At 61.7% G+C, this 24,872-nt stretch carries 20 protein-coding genes; 10 read left to right on the top strand and 10 right to left on the bottom strand.

Features of this window, described 5'->3' with window-relative positions:
• Nucleotides 1–28 precede the first annotated feature (28 nt).
• Both msrB and pseH read right to left on the bottom strand, forming a co-directional pair.
• Complete coding sequence (msrB, locus tag ACK8OE_RS04040; protein WP_410271468.1) at nucleotides 29–502, bottom strand: peptide-methionine (R)-S-oxide reductase MsrB; 474 nt, start codon at nucleotides 500–502, stop codon at nucleotides 29–31.
• A gap of 179 nt (nucleotides 503–681) precedes the next feature.
• The gene (gene pseH, locus ACK8OE_RS04045) at nucleotides 682–1,251 is read right to left on the bottom strand and encodes a UDP-4-amino-4,6-dideoxy-N-acetyl-beta-L-altrosamine N-acetyltransferase (protein ID WP_410271469.1); all 570 of its coding nucleotides are present in this window, start codon (nucleotides 1,249–1,251) and stop codon (nucleotides 682–684) included.
• Between the two features lie 191 nt (nucleotides 1,252–1,442).
• Between pseH and cysG the strand changes: the two genes are divergently transcribed.
• Genes cysG through ACK8OE_RS04070 form a run of 5 tightly spaced genes read left to right on the top strand, consistent with a single transcriptional unit; the run spans nucleotide 1,443 to nucleotide 6,048 of the window.
• Nucleotides 1,443–2,840: a siroheme synthase CysG gene (gene cysG / locus ACK8OE_RS04050; protein ID WP_410271470.1), complete on the top strand. Its 1,398-nt coding sequence runs from the start codon at nucleotides 1,443–1,445 to the stop codon at nucleotides 2,838–2,840.
• Entirely contained in the window at nucleotides 2,837–3,148 is a 312-nt protein-coding gene (locus tag ACK8OE_RS04055; protein WP_410271471.1) for a DUF2849 domain-containing protein, read from the top strand. Before cysG ends, ACK8OE_RS04055 begins: the two co-directional genes overlap by 4 nt.
• A gap of 1 nt (nucleotide 3,149) precedes the next feature.
• The gene (locus tag ACK8OE_RS04060) at nucleotides 3,150–4,793 is read left to right on the top strand and encodes a nitrite/sulfite reductase (protein WP_410271472.1); all 1,644 of its coding nucleotides are present in this window, start codon (nucleotides 3,150–3,152) and stop codon (nucleotides 4,791–4,793) included.
• Nucleotides 4,780–5,289, top strand: coding sequence for a DUF934 domain-containing protein (locus tag ACK8OE_RS04065; RefSeq protein WP_410271473.1), 510 nt, complete (start codon nucleotides 4,780–4,782; stop codon nucleotides 5,287–5,289). The genes ACK8OE_RS04060 and ACK8OE_RS04065 overlap by 14 nt, the downstream gene beginning before the upstream one ends.
• A gap of 15 nt (nucleotides 5,290–5,304) precedes the next feature.
• Complete coding sequence (locus ACK8OE_RS04070) at nucleotides 5,305–6,048, top strand: phosphoadenylyl-sulfate reductase (RefSeq protein WP_126422545.1); 744 nt, start codon at nucleotides 5,305–5,307, stop codon at nucleotides 6,046–6,048.
• Nucleotides 6,049–6,085: 37 nt separating this feature from the next.
• Here ACK8OE_RS04070 and ACK8OE_RS04075 read toward each other — a convergent pair whose 3' ends face one another.
• Complete coding sequence (locus tag ACK8OE_RS04075) at nucleotides 6,086–6,988, bottom strand: Hsp33 family molecular chaperone HslO (protein WP_126422543.1); 903 nt, start codon at nucleotides 6,986–6,988, stop codon at nucleotides 6,086–6,088.
• 283 nt (nucleotides 6,989–7,271) lie between these two features.
• Between ACK8OE_RS04075 and serA the strand changes: the two genes are divergently transcribed.
• Together serA and ACK8OE_RS04085 are read left to right on the top strand one after the other, a co-directional pair.
• Nucleotides 7,272–9,200, top strand: coding sequence for a phosphoglycerate dehydrogenase (gene serA, locus ACK8OE_RS04080; RefSeq protein WP_410271474.1), 1,929 nt, complete (start codon nucleotides 7,272–7,274; stop codon nucleotides 9,198–9,200).
• Nucleotides 9,201–9,244: 44 nt separating this feature from the next.
• Nucleotides 9,245–9,622, top strand: coding sequence for a hypothetical protein (locus ACK8OE_RS04085; RefSeq protein WP_410271475.1), 378 nt, complete (start codon nucleotides 9,245–9,247; stop codon nucleotides 9,620–9,622).
• Nucleotides 9,623–9,811: 189 nt separating this feature from the next.
• On the opposite strand, the gene ACK8OE_RS04090 is transcribed toward ACK8OE_RS04085, so the two are convergent.
• Entirely contained in the window at nucleotides 9,812–10,267 is a 456-nt protein-coding gene (locus tag ACK8OE_RS04090; RefSeq protein ID WP_410271476.1) for a PilZ domain-containing protein, read from the bottom strand.
• A gap of 564 nt (nucleotides 10,268–10,831) precedes the next feature.
• Here ACK8OE_RS04090 and ACK8OE_RS04095 point away from each other — a divergent pair.
• The 3 genes from ACK8OE_RS04095 (at nucleotide 10,832) to ACK8OE_RS04105 (ending at nucleotide 15,140) form a co-directional block, all read left to right on the top strand.
• Nucleotides 10,832–12,619 carry a DEAD/DEAH box helicase gene (locus ACK8OE_RS04095; protein WP_410271477.1) on the top strand — a complete coding sequence of 596 codons (1,788 nt, stop codon included), beginning with the start codon at nucleotides 10,832–10,834 and terminating at the stop codon, nucleotides 12,617–12,619.
• A gap of 121 nt (nucleotides 12,620–12,740) precedes the next feature.
• A complete protein-coding gene (locus ACK8OE_RS04100) occupies nucleotides 12,741–14,672 on the top strand; it encodes a M1 family metallopeptidase (protein ID WP_410271478.1) in 1,932 nt (643 codons plus the stop codon).
• Nucleotides 14,673–14,735: 63 nt separating this feature from the next.
• Nucleotides 14,736–15,140, top strand: coding sequence for a response regulator (locus ACK8OE_RS04105; protein ID WP_410271479.1), 405 nt, complete (start codon nucleotides 14,736–14,738; stop codon nucleotides 15,138–15,140).
• Here the strand turns inward: ACK8OE_RS04105 and ACK8OE_RS04110 are convergent.
• From ACK8OE_RS04110 to ACK8OE_RS04135, 6 genes are all read right to left on the bottom strand, one after another.
• Entirely contained in the window at nucleotides 15,130–16,149 is a 1,020-nt protein-coding gene (locus tag ACK8OE_RS04110) for a PfkB family carbohydrate kinase (RefSeq protein WP_410271480.1), read from the bottom strand. The two genes, ACK8OE_RS04105 and ACK8OE_RS04110, sit on opposite strands and share 11 nt — an antisense overlap.
• A gap of 493 nt (nucleotides 16,150–16,642) precedes the next feature.
• Entirely contained in the window at nucleotides 16,643–19,585 is a 2,943-nt protein-coding gene (locus ACK8OE_RS04115; protein WP_410271481.1) for a TonB-dependent receptor, read from the bottom strand.
• Between the two features lie 346 nt (nucleotides 19,586–19,931).
• Nucleotides 19,932–20,774 carry a 2-keto-4-pentenoate hydratase gene (locus tag ACK8OE_RS04120; RefSeq protein WP_410271482.1) on the bottom strand — a complete coding sequence of 281 codons (843 nt, stop codon included), beginning with the start codon at nucleotides 20,772–20,774 and terminating at the stop codon, nucleotides 19,932–19,934.
• Nucleotides 20,771–21,949 (bottom strand): glycoside hydrolase family 105 protein, encoded by a 1,179-nt coding sequence (locus ACK8OE_RS04125; protein WP_410271483.1) that lies wholly within the window; start codon nucleotides 21,947–21,949, stop codon nucleotides 20,771–20,773. The genes ACK8OE_RS04120 and ACK8OE_RS04125 overlap by 4 nt, the downstream gene beginning before the upstream one ends.
• The gene (locus ACK8OE_RS04130; protein ID WP_410271484.1) at nucleotides 21,937–23,574 is read right to left on the bottom strand and encodes a glycoside hydrolase family 28 protein; all 1,638 of its coding nucleotides are present in this window, start codon (nucleotides 23,572–23,574) and stop codon (nucleotides 21,937–21,939) included. Before ACK8OE_RS04130 ends, ACK8OE_RS04125 begins: the two co-directional genes overlap by 13 nt.
• Nucleotides 23,571–24,872, bottom strand: a complete 1,302-nt coding sequence (locus tag ACK8OE_RS04135) for an ABC transporter substrate-binding protein (protein WP_410271485.1) — start codon at nucleotides 24,870–24,872, stop codon at nucleotides 23,571–23,573. Before ACK8OE_RS04135 ends, ACK8OE_RS04130 begins: the two co-directional genes overlap by 4 nt.

The raw sequence follows: 24,872 nt of genomic DNA on the forward strand, positions 1-24,872 counted from the left end.
GGGCTCACACGCAAAAATGTTTCAGAAATCAGCCAATCGCCGCCGGATCGTCGCGTTCCAGCGGGTCCGGCAGGGCCTGACCGTCCGGCACAAAGTCCATCGCCACCGAATTGAGGCAGTAACGCAGCCCGGTCGGGCGCGGGCCGTCTTCGAACACATGCCCCAGATGCGAATCGCAGCGGCCGCAGCGGATTTCCGTGCGCACCATGCCGTGCGAGACGTCGCGCAGATAGCGGATATGCCCCTCACCCACGCCCTGATAGAAGCTGGGCCAGCCCGATCCCGAATGGAACTTGGCGCGCGAGGAAAACAGCGGCAGGGCGCACAGGGCGCAGGTGTACAACCCCTCCTCCTCATACTCATCAAACTTGCCGCAGAAGGGCGGTTCGGTGCCGTGATCGAGCAGGATGCGCCGCGCTTCGGGATCGAGCTTTTCAGCCAGCAGACGCAGCTTTTCAGGCGTAGGCGGGGTCAGGTCGAACCCCAGTTCGGAACGGGCCATGCGGATGTCCTTTTACAGTGTGCCCCTAGAATGGTTTTAGATGAACGCTTCATTCAAGCACATCCCCTGAAACGAAGTTCGGCGAAGCCAAATCAGGGGAGGTGCCGGAGCGAAATGTTGTGTCCACCTAAATTCATGTGCCCATAATATAGGCACATCCGCCCGTCCTTCACAGGGGCTTAAACTGTGTATCCGTGACTCAGAAGCCGTGCCCGGCAATCGTCGCGCACCGCGGCCCAGTCGGCCCGCAACAGCCCCAGCCCGATCACATCGTGCGGCCCGTCGGATTTGACGACGTGGCGGCGGAAATGCGCCTCGGTCTGAAAGCCAAAGGATTGGTGCAGCTTCCACACGGCGCCATTGCTTTCAAGCACCTCACACCACAGCTTTTCGAGGTTGAGGACGCTGAAAGCGTGCTCGATCATCTGAAATTCGACCCACGCGCCCAAACCCTTCCCGCGCGCCGTGGTTTCGGCCAGATAAAAGGCCCAGGCCGCCTTTTGCGACACCCGGTCGATATCGACGAAATTGGCCAGCCCGACCGGCTGCCCGTCCCATTCGATGATGAAATAGCGCCGCGTCTCATTGCCGCTTAAGGCCTCAAACCACGCCTCATGCCGCTCACAGGGGATCAGGGTGTCGGTGTACATGTACCGGCGCACCTCTTCGCGGTTGCGCCAGTCAAACAGACGCTCGCGGTCTTCGGAAGCCAGCGGCCGCAGGGTGGCCAGAGAAGGTGACGCCAACATGAGCACTACATCTTTCACAGACGGAACCCTGTGAGAATAACATGGTGCGGTTAACATCGCGTTCGCAGCGCTTTAGCCGCCCTAAACCCAGTCTGTACAAAGCATCGCTTTCCTTCGCAGCGGGCGAGGACTAAAAGCCTTCGTAAAGAGGCACCAGACCCTCATCTTCTGAACCGCCGCGGACCCTCCTTATGCTCGCACTGCCGCTCTCCTGGCCGCTCGAAGGCCGGCGCGTCGTCCTGATCGGGACGGGCGACTGGCTTGCGCGCAAGCTGACCCTGTTGCGGCGCACCCCGGCGAGCTTAAGCGTCTATACGCCGGAGGATGAGACGGCCTATGAGGGCGTGGCGCCCGAACGCCGCTGGCCCACGCTCGAAGACCTCAGCGACGCCACCTTTGTCATCGTGGCGTTCGAGGATCGCGCGCTGGCCGAACAGGGGGCGGCGCTGGTGCGCGCGGCGCATAAACCACTCAATGTCGTCGATAATCCTGATCTGGGTGACTTCCACGTCCCGGCGATTATCGACCGCGGTCCGCTGTCGATCGGTGTGGCGACCGGCGGCACGGCCCCGGTTCTGGCCCGCGAAACCCGTCGCCGCATTGAGGCGGCGGTGCCGCCGTCCGAAGCGCAACTGGCGGAATTTGCCCTGCGCCTCAGCCCGCACCTGCGCGCTCTGTTGCCGCACGTCGATGAGCGCCGCCGCTTCTGGGAAGGCGTGCTGGAATCCGACGCGGCGCGTCTGGCGCGCGAAGGCCGCATTGATCAGGCCGTAGACATCGCGCTCGCTGCCGCGCGTAACCCGCAACCGCGTCAGGGCGTCGTACATCTGGTCGGGGCCGGTCCCGGCGACCCGGAGCTTCTGACGCTGAAAGCGCTGCGCCTGCTCAGTGAGGCCGATGTCATCGTCTATGACCGGCTGGTCGGTGACGGCATTATGGATATGGCGCGCCGCGACGCCGAACGCTTCTATGTCGGGAAGGCGCGCTCCAACCATTCGGTGCCGCAGGATCAGATCCACAGCCTGCTGGTCGAGCAAGCGCGGCTGGGCAAGCGCGTCGTGCGCCTCAAAGGCGGCGATCCGTTCGTCTTCGGACGCGGCGGCGAAGAGGTCGAAGCGCTGAAAGCCGCCGGTATCGAAGTGCATATCACGCCGGGCATTACGGCGGCGCTGGGCTGCGCCGCCTCCACCGCCGTGCCGCTTACCCACCGCGACCATGCGCAAAGCGTGTCCTTTATTACTGGCCATGCAAAGGATGGAGATTTCGAGCACAATCCGCTGGCGCTCGACTGGGACCGGCTGGCGGCGCACAATCATACGCTGGTCGTCTATATGGGCATCCACACGGCCCAGACCATTTCCGAAAAGCTGACCCAGCACGGGCGCGCCGCCGATACGCCGGTTCTGGTGGTCGAAAACGGTACGCGGCCCGACGAAGTTCGCAGACTGACCTGTCTGTCTGATCTGCCGGAAACCCTGCGCGCCGATCCGCCCAAGGGCCCGGCCCTGCTCATTATCGGCGAAGTCGCCGCTCTTTATCAGCCGACGGCCGCGCACCCCGCCGTCGCCGAACCTGCGAGGATTGCATGAAACTCCTGACCGCCAATCGCCTGACCGATGGTCTGGTGCTGTGGTACGCCGGAGGCCCGGACCTGTCGGGCTGGACCGAAGACGCGGCGCTGGCCACCCGCCTTGAGGACGAGGCGGCGGCGACCCTGCTTGAAGACTGGAAGGCGCGCGAAACCGAAGTGGTCGCGCCCTACCTTGTGCCGCTCGTTGATGAGAATACCCTGGTCAAGCGCGAATATGTGCGTGAGCACGTGCGCGCCAACGGCCCTACCGCGGGTCAGACCGCCTTCGACACCGCCCGTCAGCACCAGCGCGGAGAGGTTTTCTAACATGTATCAGTATGACCAGTTCGACCACGCCATGGTCGCCGCCCGCAACGCCGAATTCAAGGATCAGGTCGAGCGCCGCCTGAAGGGCGAACTGAGCGAGGATCAGTTCAAGCCGCTGCGCCTGATGAACGGCCTCTACCTGCAACTGCACGCCTATATGCTGCGTATCGCCGTGCCCTATGGCGTGCTGTCGTCGCGTCAGATGCGCACCTTCGCCCATATTGCGCGCACCTATGACCGCGATTTCGGCCACTTCACCACGCGCCAGAACATCCAGTTCAACTGGATCAAGCTGGCCGACACGCCGCAGATTCTCGAAGACCTAGCGGCCGTCGAAATGCACGCCATCCAGACGTCGGGCAACTGCATCCGCAACACCACCACCGATCAGTTCGCCGGGGCGGCCAGGGATGAGATCGACGATCCGCGCCCGTGGGCCGAGCTGATCCGTCAGTGGTCCACCTTCCACCCGGAATTCACCTTCCTGCCGCGCAAGTTTAAGATCGCCATTACCGGCGCCACCCGCGACCGCGCCGCCATCCGCGTGCACGACATCGGGCTGCAACTGACCGACAAGGGCTTTGATGTCTATGTCGGCGGCGGCATGGGTCGTACCCCGCATCTGGGGCACCTGATCAGGTCGGGCCTGCCCGGCGAAAAGCTGCTCAGCTATCTCGAAGCGGCGCTGCGCGTCTATAACCGGTATGGCCGCCGCGACAATATCTATAAGGCGCGTATCAAGATCCTCGTCTCAGCGCTGGGGCCGCAGGAATATGCGCGTCAGGTCGATGAGGAATGGGCGACGCTCGATCAGGCGCAGATCGACGCGCCGCACGCCGAAATCGCGCGCATCAAGAGCTTCTTCCCGCAGCCGGCCTATGCCGACAAGGCGTTTGACGCCGCCGCTCTGGACCGCGCCAAGGCCGCCGATGCCGGTTTTGCCCGCTGGGTGCGCAACAATACGCTGGCCCACCGCCGCGACGACCACGTGTCGGTGACGATTTCGCTGAAACCGACGGGCCTGCCGCCGGGTGATGCCTCTTCGGCGCAGATGGACGTCATGGCCGACGCCGCCGATCGCTTCGGTTACGGCGAATTGCGCGTCAGCCATGAGCAGAACATCATCCTGCCGCACGTCGCCAAAGCCGACCTGTATGACCTCTATCGTCTGCTTGATCAGAACGGTCTGTCTTCTGCCAATGTCGGCAAGATCACCGACATGATCGCCTGCCCTGGCCTCGATTACTGCTCGCTGGCCAATGCGCGTTCGATCCCGCTGGCGCAGGATATTTCGCAGCGCTTTGCCGATGCCGAGCTGACCGATAAGATTGGCGATCTTCAGATCAAGATTTCCGGCTGCATCAATGCCTGCGGTCACCACCATGTCGGCCATATCGGCATTCTGGGCGTCGATAAGCAGGGCGAGGAATTCTATCAGATCCTGCTGGGCGGCCGCGCCGATGAGCAGGCCGCGCTGGGGGTCATTACGGGCAAGGGCCTGAGCGCCGAAGCCGTGCCCGCCGCGCTGGAGCGCCTGATCAAACTCTATCTCGACCTGCGCACGGATGAGACCGAGCGCTTTATCGACACCGTGGGCCGCCTTGGCCGCGACGCCTTTGCCGGAGCCCTGCATGAGCCAGCTTAATTCTTCCCACGCGCCGCAACTGGTCAGCGATCAGGGCGAGGTGCGCGCCAATGGCTGGACCCTGCTGGCCGACGATGAGGCCATCGGCGTTGATCAGGCGGTGTTGAGCTTTGCGCGCGCCGTCACTGAACTGGATGGGCTGAATGGCCGCTACGGCGTGCGGATTGCGCCCGGCGACGATGTGCGCTTGCTGGCCCCCTTCCTGTCCAAGATCGCCCTGATCGAAGTGGCCTTTCCCGGCTACCGCGACGGGCGCGGCTATTCGACCGCGCGCATCCTGCGTCAGGACTTAGGTTTTGACGGCGAAATCCGCGCCGTCGGTGACGTGCTGCGCGATCAATTGTTCTGGATGATGCGCTGCGGCTTCGACAGCTTCCTGTTGAAGGACGCCGACCCGGCAGGCGCGATAAAGTACGCCCGCTCTCTGTACAAAACTGCCTATCAGTCCGCCGCCGACGGTCTGAAACCCGTATGGGCCCTGCGCCATCCCGCGTAAGGTCCGGAGTCCGTTATGACTGTGCTGATCAACAATCTGGTGGCCGATACGCCTGACCACGAACACGCGCGGCAACTGTCGGCGAAGTACGAAGGCTGGAACGCCGAGTCGATCCTGCGCGACACCATCGGGCAGGAGTTCGCCGGCAAGATCGCCCTCACCTCCTCCTTCGGGGCCGATGCGGTGGCGCTTCTGCATCTGGTGGCGAAGATCGACCGCACCACGCCGGTCATCTTCCTCGACACCGACCGCCATTTCTTTCAGACCCTGCAATACCGCGATGAGCTGGTCGAGGCACTGGGGCTGACCAACCTCACCAATCTGCGCCCGGCGCTGGAAGACATCCGCGCGCTCGATCCCAAAAACACCCTGTTCCAGAGCGACCCGGACGCCTGCTGCGACTTCCGCAAGACGAAGCCGCTGGCGGCGGTGACGAAAGACTATGCGGCGTGGATTTCCGGCCGCAAACGCCATCAGGCGGCGACGCGCGCCAACCTGTCGGTCGTCGAATTTGACGGGCGCAATTTCAAGATCAATCCGCTGGCCAACTGGACGGCGCAGGACGTAGCCGACTATATCCGCGCCCATAACCTGCCCGAACACCCGCTGGTGGCGCAGGGCTATCCGTCGATTGGCTGCTTCACCTGTACCAAGCCGGTCGAAGAAGGTCAGGACGCGCGCTCCGGCCGCTGGGCTGGTCAGGACAAGACCGAGTGCGGCATCCACCTCAATGTCTATGACGACGGTGAAGGGATTTAAGCTAAATCCCTATGCCTTCGCCACATTGAGGCGCGTCTTACGGCGCGACGAAAAACGTCTTCGAGCAGTATTCGCAGGTGATATGCACCTGACCGTCCGGCTCCAGCATGTCGGATTGCTCGTCCGCCGAGAAGGAGCGCACCAGTTCCTCGACGCGGGTTTGCGAGCAGCGGCACAGCTTGGCGATCGGCTTGGGCGGTGACAGGCGCACGCCGTCCTCGTGGAACAGACGATAGAGCAGGCGATCGGCTTCCAGCTCGAAATCCGTCAGTTCCTCTTCGCCCAGAGTCGCAAACAGGGCGCGCACATGCTCAAACGCTTCGCGCGTGTCGCCGCGGCTGTCGTCGCCGGCCAGCGCCTGAATCATCGCCCCGGCGGCGCGCCAGCGTTCACCGTTCGGCGTCGTTTCGCGCGACACGGCCAGCTTGATCTGCGTCGGAATCTGCTCGGACTGCGCAAAATAATGCTCAGCGCACAGAGACAGGGAATCGCCCTCAATCGGCGTCACGCCCTGATAGCGGTCGCCCATGCCGTCGGGCTCCAGAGTCATGATAAAGGTGCCCTGCCCCAGGAGTTGCTGCGCGCCCAGCGACTGAAACTTGCCGGCATTTTCGGCCTCAAGCGCTTTCAACTCCTCCGGATCGAAGCGGCAGAAGCCACGCAGCGATCCGCGCGTATCGTAGTCGGCCACGACATAGCGCACCACGCCCTGCCCCTGCGCCTGCATGATCAGCCGCCCCTCGAACTTCAGCGCCGAACCGACCATGACGGCCAGCACGCAGGCTTCACCCAAAAGCGTCGCAATGGCGTCCGGATAGGCGTGGGCGTCAAGAATCGCGTTCAGCGTTTCGTCAAGGCGCACCAGACGCCCATGCACGGGAAGCGTGTCCAGCACAAAACGGGCGGCATAGTCCTGCGACGGCAAAGGATAGGAGGTCATCGGAAATCACACAAAAAGGGACATAAGCGGCGGAGATAGTTTCAACCTTGACCGGTTTCAAGGCATTACTGCGGCAATACTGACACCTTAGCCGATCCGCCCGGTCAAAAAAAGCCGAAGACGTCGGAAATACTGACAAAGGCGGTTGTCTTGCGGGGGCTTTTGGCCTAATCCCGCGCATAAATTTGGTGGCTTCAGCGACCCGTCTCTACCCTTACACTATCGCGCATCTGATCCGAAAACCGGTACCCACTTTTGGAGATGCGCTCCAACGGACATGATCATGCACATGGCTCCCGCAAGCGTAAACCTCGCGACACTCGTTCTCGATTTCGACTCGACCTTCACCAAGGTCGAAGCCCTCGATGTGCTGGCCGAGCAATTGTTTTCGAGCGATCCGGCGCGCCTGACGGACCTCAAGTCGATCAAGGACCTGACGGACCTCGCCATGTCGGGGGAGATCGGTTTCGGTGAGGCCCTGCAACGCCGTATCAGTATCCTGAAACCGTCGCGCACCGATATTGAGGCGCTGGCTGAGGCCCTGAAGGCCCAGGTGTCGGCGTCCATCGCGCGCAATCGCAAGGTGTTTGAGGAAAACCCCGGCAAGATCCGCATCATCTCCGGCGGCTTCCACGAATTTATCGACCCCGTCGTGGCCGAGTACGGCATCAAGCCGGAGCACGTGCTGGCCAACCGTCTGGTCTTTGGTGACGATGGCGTGGCCACCGGCGTCGATCAGGACAATCCGCTGTCGAAGGACGGCGGCAAGATCGTAGCGCTCAGAAGCTGGGCCGACCTGTCCGGAGCCATTGTGATGGTCGGCGACGGCTGGACCGACTACGAAGTCTATCAGGGCGGCGCGGCCGACCGCTTCTACGCCTTCACCGAAAACGTCAGCCGCGAAAAGGTCGTGGCCGCCACCACGGCCAGCGAGGCGACGCAGGTCGTCGCGTCGTTCGACGAAGTGCTGCATAACGAAGGCTATGAAGGCCGCTATTCCTTCCCGCGCTCGCGCATGAAGATGCTGCTGCTGGAAAACGTCCACCCGGTCGCCATCCAGCACTTCCGCGACGAAGGCTATGACGTTTCGACGCTGAAAGGCGCGCTGGACGAAGACGCCCTGATCGAGGCCATTCAAGGCGTGCACGTTCTGGGCATCCGCTCCAAAACCAATGTGACGCGCAAGGTGCTCGATGCCGCCGACAAGCTGATGGCCATCGGGGCCTTCTGCATCGGCACCAATCAGATCGACCTCAAGGCGGCCTCTGAAAAGGGCGTGGCCGTGTTCAACGCCCCCTATTCCAACACCCGCTCGGTGGTGGAAATGGTCATGGGCCTGACGGTCATCCTGACACGGAACATCTACGACAAGTCGATCCAGATGCACACCGGCAAGTGGGACAAGTCGGCCACCGGCGCGCACGAGGTGCGCAACAAGACGCTGGGTATCATCGGCTACGGCGCTATCGGCTCGCAGCTTTCGGTGCTGGCCGAAGCCTTCGGGATGCGCGTCATCTATTACGATGTCGCCGAGAAGCTGACCATGGGCAATGCCAAACGCTACCGCACCATGGACGCCGTTCTGGCCGAAGCGGATGTTTTGTCGCTGCACGTCGATGGGCGCGCCGAAAACAAGAACATCTTCGGCAAGGCGCAGTTTGCCAAGATGAAGGACGGCGCGCTGTTCATCAATTTGTCGCGCGGGCACATCGTCGATATCGAGGCCCTGGCCCAAGCCGTCCGTACAAAGAAGATCTACGGCGCGGCGGTCGATGTCTTCCCCGAAGAACCGCGCACCAATGACGATCCGTTTGAAAGCCCGCTGATGGGCCTGCCCAATGTCATCCTGACGCCGCACATCGGCGGTTCGACCGAAGAGGCGCAGGAAGCCATTGGTGAGTTCGCGTCGGAGCGTCTGCTGAACTTCATCAGCCGCGGCGACACCACCTTCTCGGTCAATATGCCGAACGTGCAACTGTCTGAGGTCGAAGGGCGTCACCGCTTCCTGCACATCCATCAGAACGTGCCGGGCGTTATGGCGGCGATCAACAACATCATCGCCAAATACAATCTCAACATTCTGGCCCAGCACCTCAAGACCAATGAGCAGCTGGGCTATGTGATCGTCGATGTGGACCGCGGCTATTCGCGTGAGGCGCTGGATGAGCTGAAGGCCGTCACCGGTACGCTGAAGTTCCGCTCACTGGTGTAGTAGGCTGGGGTGTAGTAAGCTGGGGTGTAGTGGGCAAAGGGCAGATGGCGACTTCCGAGGCGTTTCCCGCTGTCTTTCAGGCCCTGCGCGCCCTGATGATCGACGCCGCGCCCGGCATGGCCATCACCGCCGATACCGACTGCTGCCTGACGCTGAAAACGACGTGGGCCGAAGCGCGCACCGGTGAGCCGGCCTGGTTCGGCTGGCTGGCGCTCAAAAAATCCTACGTCGCCTATCACATCCTGCCGCTCTATAGCCTGCCGGAACTGAATGCGCTTGTCCCCGCGTCTCTTGAAAAGAAACGACAAGGCAAGACGTGCTTTGCCTTTAAAAAGATCGACCCGGCCCTGTTTGAAGACCTGCGCGCCCTGACCCAGGCAGCGGCGGCTCAGGAAGCGGCGTTGAAAGCCGCCATAGGCTGATACCAAGGGTCATTGGAAATGACTCTTGGTATTCCATTCGAGAATGTCTCATGTCACTGACACATATGAGACAGTCTCGTGTCTTCAACGGCCGGATGCCGTCAGCATCTTCGGCCGTTGGTATGGTACAGAAAAGGCCCCCGCCAACTGGCAAGAGGGCCTTTTGTGTTTTGCGCGCGTTGAAGCGCCTCAGTCGAGAAAGAACACATCGTCCTGCGGCGGCGGGGTATCCAGTCCGGCGAGGCGACGCCAGGCCTTCCATACGGGTTCCGGCACGCGCGGCGGGCGGGTCCCGTTGGGATCGAGCTTCTGCACAAAGCTGAAACGCAGGCCCATCTTGTGCGGCTGGGTCCACACCGGTGAGCCGAACTTGACCATCTGACCGGCCACATCCAGCAGCCACAGATCACCGGCGTTTTGCGGCATGTCCTTGACCAGAACCTGCGCGCCAGAGGCACTCTGGTTGACGATATCACACGCCACCTCGGTCCCGCTGGGCAGCAACAGCAGCGCGCCCGACGCCTTGCAATCAAAACGCGGCTCGGCGCGGCGGTTGAGGAACTGCTGAAACGGCTGAATCACCTCGACCCCCGCCTGCGGCGAGGTCACGGAAGGCGATGGAGAGCGACCGTCTGAGCCAGGCATGGCGTTGGGAGTCTTTCGCGGGGAGGTTGGGTTAAGATAGTACACAGCCATTTATAAAAAGTTCTTTTTATAGATGTGATCAGGCACAGCCGTGCATACGCACAACCCACACCCAGAGATGACGCAACGCTACTGTTTATTGAAAACGCGAAATTATGACCCAGAGGGGCCGGGTACTGAACGCCGTTTGGCAACGCACCGGAATTACCGCGAACCTTAAGGCGTAGCGGTGAAGACTTCCTTTACGGGGGTTGACTTTTCCACCGCCGCAACGCATATGGCGGTTTGCTGCGGTGCAATGCCGCACCTGACTGGCCGCGTGAGGTCGGGCGACACAGGACATAGTCCCTGGTATGTGTCCCGACAAGCCAGTTTTAACGGATGACAGATGTGCGAACCCGGTTCGTGCTTGATAATCTTTAAAAATGAAACCCGAGAGCTAAGACACGCGCTGGCCTCATCCGAAACCGCCCGCCACGCCAAAAAAGCGCGTCCGGGCCGAAGGATGGTGTGCGCCGGTCATTTTGCCGGGTGTGCGCGCATCCGTATTGAAAGCGCATCGTCTTGACGACCTTCAAAGATCTGGGCCTCTCGGCCAGCCTGCTCGCCACGCTTGAAAAAGAGGGCTATCACACCCCGACCCCCATTCAGGCGCAGGCCATCCCCATCCTGCTGAACAAGCATGACCTTCTGGGCATCGCCCAGACCGGTACGGGCAAGACCGCGGCCTTCGCGCTGCCCATCCTGCACCACATCCTCAGCAACCGCATCATCCCCGCCCCGCGCTCGTGCCGCGTTCTGGTCCTGTCGCCGACGCGCGAACTGGCCACCCAGATCGCCGACAGCTTCAAGGCCTATTCCAAGGGTCTGGGGCTTCAGATCGCCACCATCTTCGGTGGCGTAAAGTACGGCCCGCAATACAAGGCGTTGCAGGGTGGCATCGACATTCTGGTCGCCACGCCGGGCCGCCTGATCGACCATATCGAGCAGAAGACTATCGACCTGAAGGCCGTGGAACACCTCGTGCTCGACGAAGCCGATCAGATGCTCGACATGGGCTTCATCAAGCCGATCCGTCAGGTCGCCTCGCGCCTGCCGGCCCAGCGTCAGAACCTGTTCTTTTCGGCCACCATGCCGAAGGAAATCGCAGGCCTCGCCAACGAACTGCTGACCAATCCGAAGAAGGTTGAGATCACGCCAGAAGCCACCACGGCCGAGCGCGTCACCCAGCAGGTCATCTTCATCGAGCAGCAGCGCAAGCGCGCGCTTCTGTCGGAACTCTATGCCGATGAGAAGCTGGCCCGCACCCTGATCTTCACGCGCACCAAGCGCGGCGCCGATCGCGTCGCTGCCTATCTGCAAGCCGGGGGCGTCGAAGCTGCCGCCATCCACGGCGACAAGAACCAGTCGCAACGCGAACGCGCGCTTCAGGCCTTCAAGGCCGGTCGCGTCCGCGCGCTGGTGGCCACCGACATCGCCGCCCGTGGTATCGACGTCGACAACGTCACCCACGTCATCAATTACGAACTGCCGTTCGTTGCGGAAGCCTATGTGCACCGCATCGGCCGGACTGCCCGCGCCGGTAAGGAAGGCCATTCGATCACGCTGGTCGCCGATGATGAGCGCAAGCTGCTGAAAGACATCGAACGCATCACGCGTCAGCGCATCCCCTCATGGGATCGTCGCAAGGATCAGGCGCTGAAACTGCTCGATGAGGCCATTCTGGCGTCGGGTCAGACCGAAAAGCCGAAGACCCCGGACCGCGTGGTCGAAAAGACCGCCCGTCACCTCGATCCGGACGCCGAGCGCGTGCACAAGCGTTCGCGCAACCGTCCCAATCGTGACGAGCGTCGTGGTAATGGCCGCGATGGCGACAACAGCCGCGGTGAACGCACCTTTGGCAAGAAGGACGCCTTTGGTAACCGTGCCGAGCGTCAGGCCCGCAATGAGCGTCCGGAACGCACCGAGCGTTACGATCCGATGGCCGCTGAGCGCGCACCGACCAAGGCTGCCCGCGACTTCCCGGTTGATAAGGGCTTCGGCGATAAGCCGCGCGGCGAAAAGCCCCGCTTCGACAAGCCCAAGGGTGACCGTCCGTTCAAGAAGCGCGACGACGCCCGCGGCGAAGCCCGCTCTTTTGATGACCGTCCGGCCCGCCCGGCGGCGGAGCGCAGTGGTGAACGCCCCACCGGCGAGCGTCGCTTCGAGGAGCGCAAGAAGAAGCCCTTCGGCAAGTCGGCCAGCGGCAAGCTGGGTGGTCGCAAGACCAACACCAAGCCGCGCGCCCACCATAATGAGCCCGTCAATCGTTCGGAAGGCGCACAACTGAAGCGCCGTTCGCGCAACGGCTAAAGCTCTTCGTCGCGATCCACGCGACACTTTACCATTGTTAAGACGGCTCGTTTCCGCTTTAACTTCTCCTCAGCGCCCTCTGAAACGGCTTTCAGAGGGCGTCGTCTTATGGAGTGGCGATATGCGGACTAAGGGTTTCGCGCCGGACCGGCGCTCGGCAATCGGCTTTATGGCGGCTTTGATGGGGACGACCTTTCTGACGGCCTGTGAGCCGAAGGTAGAGCCGGCCTCGGACGATTCCGCCCCGCTGGCTCTGGTGCGCAGCGCCAAAGACGTCCACTCCTACGCCGAACCGAACGTCGCGCGCGTGCGCCACGTCGATCTCGACCTCACCGCTGACTTCCGCGCCAAGGTGCTGAAAGGCACGGCGGCCCTGACGCTGGAAACCGCGCCGACGGCCAAACAGGTCGTGCTGGACGTCAAGGCGCTCGACATCGAAGGCGTCACCGATGCCTCTGGCGAACCACTCAAATACACGCTGGGCACGCCCCACCCCATCTTTGGCGCGCCGCTGACCATCGAACTGCCGCAGGGGGCGCAGAAGGTGGTAGTGACATACAAGACCACCGCCAATACGCAGGCCCTGCAATGGCTCGACCCGTCGCAGACCGAGGGCAAAAAGCACCCCTTCCTGTTGTCGCAAGGCCAGTCGATCCTGACCCGCACCTGGATTCCGACGCAGGATTCCCCAATGGTGCGTCAAACCTACAGCGCCATCATCCGTGTACCGACACCGCTCAAAGCCGTGATGAGCGCCGAAATGCTGACGCCGGATGGTGAGGCCGTGCCGGGTAACGGGGGCTTGCGCGCTTTCCGCTTCAAGATGGATCAGGCCATACCGCCCTATCTGATCGCGCTGGCCATTGGCGATATCAACTTCCGCCCGACCGGCGACCGCACGGGCGTCTATGCCGAAAGGGCCACCATCGCCCGCGCCGCGGCAGAGCTGGAAGACCTCGAAAAATTCGTCGCCGCCGCCGAAAAACTCTATGGCCCCTACCGCTGGGGACGTTACGACGTGCTGATCCTGCCGCCCTCCTTCCCCTTCGGTGGCATGGAAAATCCGCGCCTGACCTTTGCCACGCCAACCATTCTGGCCGGCGACAAGTCGCTGGTGTCGCTGGTCGCGCACGAACTGGCGCATTCGTGGTCGGGCAACCTCGTCACCAATGCCACCTGGGACGATTTCTGGCTCAACGAAGGCTTCACCACCTATTTTGAAAACCGCATCATGGAGGAGATGTACGGCAAGGACCGCGCCCTGATGCTGCAAAGTCTGGGTTACAGCAGCCTTCAGGAGACGCTGGCCAGCCTCAAGGAACCGGGCCTGACGCAGTTGCATACCGACCTTAAAGGGCGCGACCCGGACGATGGCTTCTCGGACATTCCGTATGAGAAGGGCGCGGCCTTCCTGCGCCTTCTGGAACAGACCTATGGCCGCAAGAAGTTTGACGCGTGGCTCAAAGGCTATTTCACGCGCTATGCCTTCAAGAGCATGACCACGGCAGGCTTCGTCGAAGACCTGCGCGAAACCCTGATCAAGGGTGATCCGGGTGCGGAAGATCGCCTGAAACTGAATGAGTGGCTCTACAAGCCCGGCCTGCCGTCCAACGCCGTCAAGCCGCAATCCGAAGCCTTTGCGCGCGTCGAAGCACAGGTCGAGGCCTTCACTAAGGGCACGCCCGCCAAGTCTCTGGTCACCGAGGGCTGGGTGACACAGGAATGGCAGCATTTCATCGAGTCCCTGCCGGACACCCTGACGCTGGAACAGATGAAGGACCTTGATACGGCCTTCAGCTTCACCAGCTCGCGCAATTCGGAAATCCTGTTTGCCTGGCTGAAACTGGCCATTGTGCACCACTATGAACCGGCCCTGCCGGCACTTGAGACCTTCCTCACCTCGCAGGGCCGCCGCCGCTTTGTCAGCCCGCTCTATACGGCGCTGATGGCGCAAAAGGGCTGGGGCGTGGAGATGGCCAAGCGCGTCTATGCGAAGGCTCGGCCGCTCTATCATTCGGTGACGCGCGCCACGGTGGATGAAACCGTAAAGTAGAGCGATCCTTAAGGTTCTTGGGTTAGAGTGTACGGAAGATTTGTTATTTTCCATACACGTACCATGTCTGACTCACCCGCTCGCACCGTCCTGATCGTTGATGACCATGAGATCAACCGTCGTCTGGCGTCGCTGTTTTTACAGCCGCTCGGCTGGCGCGCCGTTATGGCCACACACGGGGCGCAAGCGCTGGACATCGCGGCGGTACAGCGCTTCGATGTGATCCTGATGGACAGGGTGATGCCGGGTATGGACGGGCTCCAGACCACGGCCAGCCTGCGCCAGTCCGACGGGCCCAACCGCGACACACCGGTCATCGCCGTAACCGGCATGGATGATGACCGCGCGCAATGGCGGGCCTTAGGCGTCACGCAGATTGTGCTGAAACCCTTTGATCCGGACCAACTGATCGCGGCCGTGGCCGAAGCCACCCGCCCCCAACAAGGCGGCTATCGCATCAGCGCTTGACGTCGAAACCGTCGTCGCTGAGGAAGGCCTCAAGCTCCGAAACGGTGGCCAGCGCAAAATCGCCCGGCATGGCGTGTTTCAGGCAGCCCCCGGCAATGCCGTAGTTCAGCGCCTCCTGATCCGTCTTGCCGCTCAGGATACCGTGCAGCACGCCGGCCGCGAAGGCATCGCCGCCGCCGATGCGGTCGATGATGCGCGCAATGTCGTAGGTCTCGGTCTCCAGCGTTTCGCTGCGCGTGTACATCAGCCCGGCCAGACGGTTGTGATCGACATTGACCTGTTCCCGGCGCGTGCAGATCAGACGCTTGAGGTCCGGGAAGGCGCTGAAGGCGTGGTCGGCGGCGGCACGGCTGCGCGCGTGGCTGCCCGCCTCACCGGCAAAGGTCGTCTTGAACACCAGTTCGATGTCGCGGTAGCCACCAAAGATCAGATCGGCCTGCGCCATCAGTTGCGGGATCAGGCTCGGCGCATCGCCACCCCAGGCTTCCCACAGCTTGGGGCGATAATTGCAGTCAAACGAGACTTTTATGCCGAGCGTGCGCGCCACCTGCATGGCCTTCAAGGCGCCCTGAAAGGCGTTGAGCCCCAGCGCCGCGGTCACGCCGGAAACGTGCAGCCACTCAGAGCCCTCCAGCAACTGCGCCCAGTCGAAGGCCGAAAAATCTGCGGTGGCAAAGGCCGAACCGGCGCGGTCATAAAGGATGTCCGACGGGCGATGGATGCCGCCCGTGGTCAGGAAATAGAGCCCCATGCGGCCCGACGCCGTGCGTACCCGGCTGGCATCGACGCCGAAATAGCGCAATTGCCCCACAGCGGCCTGGCCCAGATCATTGTCCGGCACCACGCTGATCATGCGCGTGGCGTGCCCCAGCCGCGCCAGACCGACCGCCACATTGGCCTCCGCCCCGCCCACATAGGGGGTCAGTTCCGGCAGGGTGTACAGCGGATCACGGCCGGCGGTGGACAGGCGGATCAGCAGTTCCCCGAAACAGGTGAAGGCTTTGGTCATGGCAGCATTCCGTTGGTGTTTTTGTTTGTCCGGAAGGGTTTAGAGCGCATCCCTATCCATGTGAAGCGCTTTTTGGGGCTGGCTTCGTAGAAAGAGACGAGGCGTCGCCTTCTCATAAAAAAGAGGCGCCGGTGACCCGACGCCTCTAGAGCCTCATGCCGAAAAGTGGACACCACTTTTCGGAAAAACATGAGGCGTTAGAAATAATTAGAGCCATTCGGCGGCTCAACTTAGCCGACGAATGCTCTAAGTCAGAAGGCTGTTGAACGCTTACGCTACTTTACACTCTGACCGGCTTAGGTTGAGGCGACGATTTAAGATTTAATGCGGCTATCTTCTCCTCCCTACGCTTGCGTGGGGAGGTGGCAGCGAGCGAAGCGAAGCTGACGGAGGGGTATTACCGTCCGTAAGATACCCCTCCGCCTCGTAAGCTCGGCACCTCCCCATAAAATGGGGAGGAGAAAGATCGCAACCGTTAATTCGTCACAATGGCCTAATACTTGTAACGCAGGCCCAGATAGTACTGACGACCCGACTTCGAGTAGTCATAGAGCAGGTCCTGCGCCGTATTGCCCTGCACGGTGTTGTAGGCAATGAAGCGGTCATCGGCTTCGTTGGTCAGGTTGATCCCTTCCAGGATGAAGGTCAGGTTCTTGTTGATCTGATAGGTGACCTGAGCGTCGATATTGAAGGTCTCGTTCTTGCCCCAGAAGTCGGCCGACGAACCCGGATTGAGCTGTGACAGGTAGCCGTCACGATAGGCGAAGGCGACACGACCCGACAGCTTGTCGTCTTCGTAATAGGCCGTGATGTTCCACGCCTTGGGCGACAGGCCCAGCAGGTTGGCGCGCGTCGTCGTCGTGGCCGTTGCCGAGGTGTAGTAGTTAATCTGCGACTCGACATTGGTGTAGTTGATGATACCGCCCGTGTGACGCAGGAAGCCCGGCAGGAAGTGGAAGGGCTTTTGCAGCGAGATTTCGTAGCCTTTCAGCTCACCGCCCGGCGTGTTGACGGGCGTGGTGACCGTATAGGTGACGTCCGCCGCTTCGCCGAAGTCGGCCGGATTATAGCCGTAGTCGGACAGCTTGGCCTGAGTCTGACGCTGCTGGATGTAGGACTTGATGTCCTTTTTGAACAGGGCCACCGTAAACAGGGTGTCCTTATCGACGTACCATTCGGCCGAGAAGTCGAGCGTATTGGCGCGTACCGGGTCCAGAGCCGGGTTACCCGTGGTGATGGTCTTGGCCGACGTGTTCACCGAACCGCCACCCGGAATGATCGACAGAAGCGTCGGACGGGCCATGGTCTTGGCCGCGGCAAAGCGTAGGTAGACGCTCGGCACCGGCTGGATCATCAGGTTGAACGAGGGCAGATTATCCTTGTACGAACGTTCGACCGTCGTGCGCTGGAAGTTGTTGTTAGCCGTCCCGACGATACCCGTCGCCACCAAATTGGTTTCAACCTGACGCGTGCCGATATTGCCGCGATAGGGCAGGCCCGCGATCTCACCGCTGAAGTCGGCTTGCAGGAACCAGCCATTGTCGGTTTCGCTGGCGACGCGGTTATTGGTGCGCGACGACGAGTTGGTCGAGTTGGTGGTAAAGATGCCCCAGCTATTGGCGCAGTTACAGTCATAGCCAAAGGTCGAGCGGATCAGGTCAAGATTGGGGATCAGATAGGTGTTCCCTGCCACCGAAACCGTCTGGCTGTATTTGGCGATATTGCTGTTGATTTCCGTGACGATATTGCCACTGGCATTTTCATTACGCGCATTGACATCAGTGGTATAACGCCCGGATTCCGTCGAGTTGAAATCGTACTTCTTGGACGAAACACCTGCCTTGATCGTCACATTATCGGTGAGGTCAAACTTGGCATCCAGCCGCGTGGTGGTGAATTTATTCGTTACCTGCTGCGGACGCAGACGGATCAGCGAGGCATCGCCGCTCGCCGTGCTGGACGAATAGGTCCAGTAACAGGCCTGATCCGGCGTACAGCCATTCTTCGTGCTGTAGTTAAACTTCGGCGCCGTCATGTCGGTGAAATCGTAGGAATAGCCATCGACATCATAGGATTCGAGCGTGAAGGTCGTTTGTTCCGGCGTGTCCTGCACCGATTTCGACGAACCGATCATCAGCTTGGTCGAGAAGCGCTCACCCCAGGTCTGATCCCAGGTCAGATTGCCCTGGGTGAAGGTGGTGGTCAGCTCATCAAAGCGGTGTTCCGAACGGATATCGACATCGTTGAACGAGGCCTTGGTGATGGTGCCCTTACCGTCGATCGTATAGTCGTAGATGTCCGTCTGAGGGTTGCCCTGACCGCTGCGGCTGAAGGAGATGGCTTCGATTTCCCACTCATCGCGATTGGCCCCGAACTTGGCGTACATGCCGTCCAGCGAGATCAGCGTGCCGTCAAACGGACGCATCTGGAACGAACCGGTGACGCCGAGACGCTTCTGCTCGGTTTCAAAGTGGTTGAAGCGCGGGATGCGCGGGTGCAGCGAGTTGGAGATCTTGGCCGCTTCGCCGGTCAGGGCCGGTTCCAGCGCCGAATTGGTGTTACAGACGCGCGTCGTGTTTGGCGTCGCGCCCCCACCGGTACAGGGCGTAATGGCCGTAAAGGTCTTGCCGCCATCCGTCGAGAAGCTCTGGAAGCGCCCGATGTTCGACGCCGCATAGGCATTTTCCCAGCGAGTGGTATTGGCACCTTCTTCGATGACGGTACGCTCACCATAGGCCACCGACAACAGCGCCCCCAGCTTGCCATCGGCCCAGCGGTTGGAGATCATGAAGGTGCCGCGCGGCTCGGTCTTGCCTGACTTGTCGTTATAGCCAAACTGCACCGACGAGGCCATGGTGAAGCCCTTGTAGTCGAACGGACGCGCTGTTTGCAGATCGACCGTGGCACCCAGCGACCCTTCATCGACTTCGGCCGACATGGACTTGCGCACGGTCAGCGAGTTGAAAAGGTCGGCGGCGAAGACGTTGAAGTCAAACCCACGGCCACGGTTGGTGCCGCCGGACGAATCCTTCGAGCCCGTAGTGGCCAGCGCCTCAAGGCCGTTGATGCGCGTGCGCGAAAATTCGGAGTTCAGGCCACGAACCGTGATCTGCTTGCCCTCACCGCCGTCGCGATCAATCGACACACCCGGAATGCGTTGCAGGGATTCGGCGAGGTTGAGGTCAGGAAACTGGCCGATGTCTTCGGCCTTAATCACATCGACCATGTCGGTCGAGCGCTTTTTCTCGTTGATCGCCGTCTGGAGGCTGTTGCGGAAACCCGTCACGACGACGGTTTCGACTTCATCAGTCGCCGCCGGTGCGGCCTCCTGTGCCAGAGCCGGCATGGCCGCACCCGTGGCGACCAGCGCCAGAACGGATACGCCATAGCGGGCGATGGCGGACGCAGTACGACTGTGGTTGGACTTGGTTTTCATATTGTAACTCCCCGTTCGGCCCGCTGCACGCTCTTGGCTGGCGCGCTGATCAGGCAGTGGACGCCCATTGAGGGCAGGTTTTTAATGTTGAAATGATACCGGTGTCAAACACGCATGGTAACCGGTGTCAGTGGCCTCAGCTAGACACAGGCGCGCACAAAAGACAAGCGCCTTCGTTCAGGTTGATTAAAAGGGTGACAAATCTGCCATAGGTGCACTCCCGCTGATATGACGCTCTGACGGCGCTTTTTGCCCCATAGTCGGCGCGGGCCTTTAACAAAGGCTGAATAAAAAAGGCGGCGGCCTCCGTGAGCTGCGTCTCTTGGCCGCCACCGTGTCATAAACATCACGCGAGTTCCGGACGCGCCTCGGTCAGGGTGACGGTCCTCAGGCGAATCTGCGTCGTTTCATGGTGCGGACCCGCATAGGTCACCACCGACGACTGACCGGGCAGGATGTCGTGGATACCGGTCGTCGCCCCCGATGAGATCAACTGGCCCTTCGTCAGCGGACGCCCGCGCGCCGCCAGATGCCCGGCCAGCCAGCCTATGGCCTTCAGCGGGCCGCCCGGCATGGTGAACAGGCCGCCTTCGCCCACCACCTGTCCGTCGATTTCGGTGGTGGCCGCATAGCCCTTCACCACCGCTTCGCTTAAGGCTTCGACCGTGCTTGACGCATCAAAGGCCGCCAGTTGCGCCCCCAGAATCAGGCCGAAATTATTGCCGAAATCAGACGCCACGACGGTCGGCCCCAGCTTGTTGATCGTCGGCAGCGGCGAGCCGGCCATCTCGACCCCGGCAAACAGTGCGTCGATCAGACGCAGGGCCTCGGCCTCGCTATAGTCGGTCTTGCCCGGCTCGGCATCGACGCCGATGCGGAAGACAAACTCGGCCTCGACCGCCGCAAAGCCGTTCTCAAAAACCGGGATTTCGACCTCGCCTTCGGAGGGTTTGAAGACGGTCTCAAAAATAGGACCGGCCAGGCGCTCGGTGCCGTGTTCGGCCTGACGCTCCGGCGCCAGACGGCCGATCTTCCAGCCGATGACCGGGCGATCCCACAGCCTGATCGCCTCTTCCTGAATGGCGTAGGAGTCCGTCAGCTCCGCCGGAATCTGCCCCGGATAGTCACTGAGGGCGCGCGCCGCGCGGCGGGCGGCAACGAAGTTCTGGGCAATCTCTTTCAGGCTCATAGGGTGTCCTTTGTGCGTATCCCTTCGGACAGGGCCCACATGAGGGCCCCCACGCCCTTGGGATCATTGGGGGTGATTTTTTCGGAGAGGTAGTAGGCGTAGGAGCCGTCACGATAGGGCACATTGCCAAGCCCGGCCACACCGCACACACCATTGAGCGCCGACGGCGTTACAAAGCGCGCGCAGACGGCTTTCAGCGACTCGACGCCCGTGCGGCCCGTGTCTTCGGACATGATGCCCAGACGCGCCGCCTTCATCAGGCCATAGGCGACCATCAGCGAGGCCGAGGCCTCTTCGTAGTTACCTTCGCGCTGGCCCTGATCGACGACCTGATACCACAGGCCGTTGTCCGAGCGGAACGTCAGCAAGGCCTCAAGCGTGCGGCGGGTAATGTCGGCAATATCGGCGCGCAGGGAGGGGCTGAACCCTTCTGAGGCTTCATAAACATCGACCAACGCCCCGATCCACCAGCCCATGGCCCGGCCCCAGACATTTTTGGACAGACCGGTCTGTTTATCGGCCCAACGTTCGGTGCGGCTTTCGTCCCAGCCGTGGGCATAGAGGCCGTTACCCTTTTGCAGGGTGTGATCGACGAAGCGGAACTGCGCCACCGTGTCGGCAAACAGGGCTTCGTCCTGCGTGATGCGGGCGTATTCGGTCTGGAACGGCTGGGCCATAAACAGGCCGTCCAGCCACACCTGATGCGGATAGATCTGCTTGTGCCAGTAGTTGCCGGACTGCGTGCGCGGATGGTCTTTGAGCTGCGCAAACTGCACGTCCATCGCCGTGCGGAAGCGGGCCTCACCCGTAATGGCGTAGAGCGGAAACAGGATTTTCCCGCCATTGACGTTGTCGATATTGTATTCCTGCGGGTGGAAGGTCGGCATGGCCCCATCGGGCAGGACGCGCGTTTGCATCTCACCCAGAATATAGTCAAGAAAGACGCGATCCTGCGTCACCTGATAGAGGTCGAGTGCCCCCTTCCACACCACGCCGTCTTCGTAGTTCCAGTGCGGGCGATAGGGTTCCCAGGTGCGGAAATAACCGCTGATGAAGGCGGGGACAGAGTCGCCAAAGCGCGCCAGAGACGTGGTTGTCTGCGGCGACAGATCGAAGGCGCGCTGCGTCGGTACCGCCGTGACATCGACGGGGATGTTGTGTTTCAGGTCAAGCATGTGACATTTTCCAGCGTAAGGGTTTCGCCGCTCTGGCCGTCTATGTCCAGCGCGTTTGTGCGAAGATGTCTGACATTGGCGATCAGGCCGCCGAGACGCGCCACGGGCGCAATCGAAGCGGCCATATCGGGTTCGCCGGGCTGCGCGTCGGGGTCGAAGCGCAGACGGATGTGGTCGAGCGTCAGGCCGTCCACCGGCTGCTCCGGCAGGCCCAGCACGTAGAGGCCCGCGTGACGCACACCTGTGGCGTCGATATGGCTCAGATGGATGTCGCCGATGGCGGGTGTACCGTCATCGACCGGGCGCGGGTTACGGTCGCCCACATAGTCCGTTTGGCCGTCGGGATCGCACCAGTAGAAGCTGTTGATCACGAAGGCCGTGCCTACGCCCTCCATACGGATATGGCGGCAATTGAGGCCCCGGATCACCGCCTCACGCCCACGGCCACGCCGCGTTTTGAGGCGGATACCGCGATCGGTGTTTATAAACAGACAGGTCTGTACGGACACGTCATACACACCCGAGGCCATCTCCGATCCGATGACCACGGCCCCATGACCGTCGCGCATCCGGCAGTTGGAAATACGCACACGGCGGGTCGGACGCACAGTGCGTCTCGCCATGCTGATCTTGCCTGACTTCAGCGCGATACAGTCGTCGCCCACGGCAAAATCGACACCGCTGATGACAATATCGGTGCTGCTTTCCGGATTGAGGCCGTCGGTATTGGGGCTGTCGGCCGGGGCCTCGATGCGCAGGTCAGCAAAGGTCAGACCGCGCGACAACAGCGGGTGGACCGTCCACGACGGGCTGTTTTTCAGGGTCAGACCGTGCAGTATGACCTGCTCACATTCGACCATAAAGATCAGGCGCGGACGCCAGCCTCCCAAGGGTTCCGCTCTTTCAGTACTACCTCCCTCAACGCCCAAGCGGGCGTCGGCGATCGTTCGCCGCCCCCGCGGAGAAAGGCGCGGAACGCGCTTTTCGTGAGCGATAAAAGACCTATTCCACCACGTATCAAACCCGGCCTGACCGTCGATGACACCGCGGCCGTAAAGCTGCACATTGCGCGCAAACAACAGGTTGAACAGGGCGGCGTGGCAGGTCTCCGCCTCGCCTTCCCACGAGCCGAGACAGGTCCGTTCCGTCCCCTCGGCGTCCGGTAGTACGCCCGGTAAGACCGGCCATTTTGTTATATCGCGATGACCCACCACTTCTGCACCTTCGCGCAGTTCCACAGCCATATCGCTTTTAAGGAACAGGGGCGCGGTCAGGTAGCGCCCTGCGCTCAGTCGCACCAGACCGCCCGGCGGACAGGCCATCAGTGCCGCCTGAAGCGCTGCCGTATCGTCGCTGACGCCATCGCCCCTGGCTCCGAAGGCACGCGGATCAACCACGGCCTTGCAGGCGGCGGTGCGCACCACCAACCGGTCGGTCCCAACGCGCACCGCGTATTGTGTGTCCGGTCGCAGATCATAGAGCGAAAAGACATTCCGGTCTGTCCGCAACACCACCGCGCCATCCACCCATACGTCGCGCGGCGCATCCGCGGCCCAGATCGAGCCGTCATCGACCTCAAAGCTCAGGGCCGTCGGCAGGACAGCCAGACAGCGCAACCCCGTCATCGCACGACGCGGTGCAGGATGGCGTTGATGTCGTCATAGAGCCGGTCGCCGGCCTCGCGTTCGCTCAGGCGGCCATAGCCGAGCGCCTCCAGAATGTCCTGAAAGCCGTCTCGCACGCGCGGATGCTCGAACCACGGGCTTTCAACCACATTGATCTGCGCCGCCGCCAGTTGCGCCTCGCTCTGCTGCTGGATGGGCGTGATCAGCCCTTCCTTGTCGAGAAGGGTGCGCGCCGCCTTCGATACTGGCACACCGCGTTTCAGCCCCATGGCGCGGATGCCGTCCGGGTCATTGAGCAGAAACTCGATCAAAAGCGCCGCTTCGTCCGGGTACGCCGTTTTGGCATTGACCGCGAACATCATGGCGGGACGATACATCATCCCGGCGTCCTTCGCCCCCGGCCGCAGCAGATATGGGGCCAGCGCCAGTGTCTGCTTTCCGGCCAGCGTATCGCTATACTTGTCGATCGAACTGTTCCACTGGAAGGTACCGGCGAACTGACCATTGATCCACGGGCGCATCTCCTGCTGCGCCACATTGCCATAGGAGGCACGCACCTGCGCGCTGGGCCAGACGTGCTCGCGCGTCATGCGGGCGTAAAGGCCCGCAAAGTCGTACATGTCGGACCGCGAACAGTTGAGCGATTTCGTCTCGGCATTGATCAGGGGCTTCCCCGTGCCTTGCACCACATAGGTGCGGGCCAGAGCGATAAACTCCAGAAACAGGCCATCGAGCGGATAATAGCCATCACCCAGTTTTTCGCGGAACTGCGGCCCGCGTGCAAACAGCTCGTCCCAGGTCGTGGGCAGGCTGAGGCCCGCCTTCTGATAGGTGGTCTGGTTGAGATAAAACAGACGCGCGGCGTTCGACACCGCAACGGCGTTCAGCACGCCCTTATTGGTACCCATGCCGAGCGTGCGCGCATCGAACTGACTGAGGTCGAGCTTGTCCGTCAGCTTTTTCAGGTCGTAGAAGCCCGTACCGTCGCGCGAGAACAGGGTCTGCCAGTACCAGTTGATTTGCATGACGTCCGGGGCGGTGCCCCCGGCGATCTGCGTCGTCAGCCGCTCCAGATGGCCGGCAAAGCCCGTATATTCGCCGCGCACGCGGATGCCGTGCTTTTCCTCGAACAGGCGCAGCGCCTCAAGCGTCGCCTTGTGCGCCGAAGACCCGCCCCACCAGCTCATGCGCAATTCACGCCCGGTGGAAGGGGCCGGACGCGGCTTTGAGCAGGCGGTGAGCGCGGCAGCAGACGCGCCCAGCAGGACGAACCGGCGGTGAAGTCTGTAAGCGTCCAT

This window comes from Asticcacaulis sp. W401b, from assembly GCF_046503825.1.
In the GTDB taxonomy this organism is placed as follows: Bacteria; Pseudomonadota; Alphaproteobacteria; order Caulobacterales; family Caulobacteraceae; genus Asticcacaulis.